Genomic DNA, 3,357 nt, shown 5'->3' on the forward strand with positions numbered 1-3,357 from the left:
AGGCTTTTGCCGACTGTTTCACCGCCTGGGTATCTACGTTGGCTCAAGGAATAGAAGAAGATATCGTCGCCATAGATGGCAAAACCCTGCGTCGTTCACTCGATAAAGCCAACGGCAAGGCGGCAGTCCATCTGGTCAGCGCCTTTGCCTGCACCAATCGCTTAGTTCTACAGCCGTAACTGTTCTGTAATCATAAGGTTATCCCGGCTCCGATAATGACATTGTTGTGCGTAGTATTGATGCCGTCGTCGCCAGTCTGACCAATGTAAAACCTGTTCGATTGTCTTTCCCGCTTTTTCCATCAGTTTTGACAGCAGCTTACGGAGTCCCGCTACACTGAGCGGAACCCGGCCTACCGGTGTTTTTTTTCTCCTGTACCCGCAGAACCGCGAGGACTGCATGGGCCAGTAGCGACAAGGTAATATGCCGGTGCCAACTCTGCCATCGCCGCACTTCGTAGTGATCCAGCCCACATTCCCCTTTGGTTTCCTCAAAGCCACTTTCGATTTCCCAGCGATGGCCCGCCACCTGAGCCAGGGTTTTCAGAGCCGCCTGTTCTCTGCGCGCATACACGACATAGTAAGCCCGTGCCTGTTTTTCATCCCGGCTGCGCCGAACCCGCAGATAATGGCCCTATTCCCGTTCTTTCTCACTGAGTTGTAAACGCCAGAGCGGCACCCGAATCCAGTCATACTGACGTTCGCCTTTCGTTCCCCGTCCCGCAGAAGGTTTTTCCCATTGCCCAGGCGTCAGGCTGTCCACAATGTTGTCTGCTCTGACAGAGGTGGGCCCTTGCCACCACAACGGTTCATTTTTGGGGATCGCCAGCACAAACGGTTGATATCGAGACTCCAGCCAGCCGCGCAGGCGACGATCCTGACCATAAACGGCATCTGCCGTCACCCAGCGACAGGACACACCGGCCTCTAATGCGCGTTCCAGCATCTGCCGGGCGAGCTGCGGTTTGGTGGCAAAGGTGACGGCGTCAGGAATGCCGGCGGCTTCACAGCGGGGCCGGTCATCCGTCCATTGTTTAGGCAGGTATAACGCCCGGTCAATAAAGGCATGGCCGCCCTGACCGGCATAACAGAGAAAGGACTAGCGGGAGCATTTGAACAGAAACTTACGGTATAAAGCTCAGCAACACGAAATGGAGCCAGTTTTTTAATCTTCATCCTGTTCAGCCAGGCTTTCGACGAAATAGGTGCCGTTCGGCAGGACATGCTTATAAGGTAATAGAGAAATGTGTGCGAGTATCTCGTTATCCAGTGTTTCACCTTGCCGCCGGAGCTCATCAATAATATGGCTAATCCTGGTTGTATTCCAGTACAGAATCGCATTAGATACCAGGCTTAGGGCACTCGCCTTATTCATGATCTCCACATAATCACCGGTCGTAAATTCCCCCTGATTGGCAAAGAAGATCCAGCGGGGCAAATTGTGCCGGTATTCTCCTTTGTTGAGTTGGCGTTGAACGGTACGACGTAAATTTTCATCGGTAATATAGCGTAAGATATACTCTGTTTTGATAATTCGCCCCAGATTGGTGAAGGCTTTTGATAACCTGTCAGAAGGAAAACTGTTAGTCAGACGCTCTACAATCACATGAGCCGGGGCGGTTCGTTTTTTGAGTGACTGAGCCACATTAATCATTTCATCCCATTGCTCTTCAATAATGCTGAGATCGGCAGTTTTATTCAACAGCGGCGTAAATACACCATAATTGACATGACGCTCCACCCGGTAGAGTTGTTGATCTTTCAGGTCACGTATCCTGGGCATAAAGTAATATCCCAGCAAATAACACAAGGCGAAGATTATCTCGGTATAGCCGTGCGTATCTGTGGTATGTTCCCGGGGTTTCAGGATAGTGTTATTTTCCAGAAGACCATCAAGGACGTATAACGCCTCTCTCGGATTACAGGAAATCGTCTTCGTACTGTATACCGAATATTGGTCAGATACATGGGTATAGATCCCTATCGCCTTTTCATAGTAACCATAGTATCGGGGATAGTATGCTGCCAATAAACTGTCAGCCCGGATACGAAAACGTTGCGCATCGGACGACGATGTCTGGCCCGTTCCATGTATTTCACTGAATGGCAACTGATGATGTTGATTAACAATTTCGGCACTGGCTGCTGTAAGGGCTTCTTCATGCACATAGTATTGCAAGACGTGTCGCAGCATATCGACGGTGATATCATCAACACTTGCACTCATTGCGACTACACCCAAATTGGTCGCTTGAGAAATCAAAACTGAAATCAGTGTGTTATAAAATTTCGGTGGCCTGGATTGATGCTGTTGTACTGGAATAAAGTGGCGTGTGAAATTCGTTTCTCTATCCACCTCGATGAGTAATTGTTCAATACGAATAGAAGGCATACTGGCATCAATAACTTTCTGGAGCTTTTTCACTTCCTGCGGAATATCGGCCTTGTCATAACGTTTCAGCTTGAGCTTTCCCTCTTTGATTTCAGCAAAACTATCCCGTTCAAAGTGCTGTTCTGCTGCTTCTACGCTTTCATCAAAGCGTAGAAGCAAATGAGATTTTATCTGATCTTTGAAGGGAATCTGAAGGTCATAGTAGGCAGAATTACGGGTATCCTGCCAATGATGCTGATTTAACATCAAATCCCAAAAAGAGAGGTGTTGTTTACTCTTGGGTATAAAAAGATCTCCGGAACGTAAAGCGTCCTTAATTGCAATCGCCACACCCAACTCCCAGGCATTACGCTGGATTTTACCCTCTTTTCCTTTCAGCGAACGCCGAAGTTCCCGGGGAATAAAGTAAGTAGGTACGTCTTGAGGCAATTTTTTCAATTCGCCGGTATCAAGCTGACGAATGACTTGAATCGCTTTCAGAAGTAATTCCGTTCCTGGTTTGGCCTGAAACGGCAGGTGCAGGAACGCCGGAAAATATTTTCGCAAACTGGGATAACGAGCCAGCAGGATATCGCCATATCCACTCTCTTCCAGCTGCTTAAAGATGTGCAAGTCTGCCACCGATTTCAGCAATTTTTTTTCATCAATCCAGTGCCACAAATCCGCTTTGTTTAATGGCTTATCATTCAGCCAATTCAGGAGAAAATGTGTCGTCTCCAGCATGGTATCAATGGCTTTCTTCTGACGCTGGCGAAATTCACGATGTTTCTTTTCGTATTTTTGTTTTCCCTTGCGCAACATATCCATTATGTACTGGTCATGCATTTTCACCAGATGATCTAAGAACCTATTCAGAATATTTTTAAACCTGAATAGTTTTTCATGTAAACTGGCGGGATGAGAAAAGTTTATACCAGTGACATTAGTCGAGAAGTGTTCATGGAAATTGAACCCCTGTTGCTCAGC

The 3,357-nt window shown here is 47.5% G+C and carries 1 protein-coding gene and 2 pseudogenes; 1 reads left to right on the plus strand and 2 read right to left on the minus strand.

What is annotated here, in order from left to right; genetic code table 11:
* Positions 1-170, plus strand: a pseudogene (locus AACQ81_RS01565) (ISAs1 family transposase); the annotation flags it as partial.
* Positions 171-318: 148 nt separating this feature from the next.
* Here AACQ81_RS01565 and AACQ81_RS19640 read toward each other — a convergent pair.
* Positions 319-1,095 (minus strand): annotated as a pseudogene (locus AACQ81_RS19640) (IS701 family transposase); the annotation flags it as partial.
* Between the two features lie 69 nt (positions 1,096-1,164).
* The coding region (locus AACQ81_RS01580; RefSeq protein WP_237388408.1) for a Tn3 family transposase at positions 1,165-3,357 on the minus strand (2,193 nt) is incomplete at its 5' end.

The organism is Xenorhabdus sp. Sc-CR9, from assembly GCF_963897815.1.
Lineage (GTDB): Bacteria > Pseudomonadota > Gammaproteobacteria > Enterobacterales > Enterobacteriaceae > Xenorhabdus.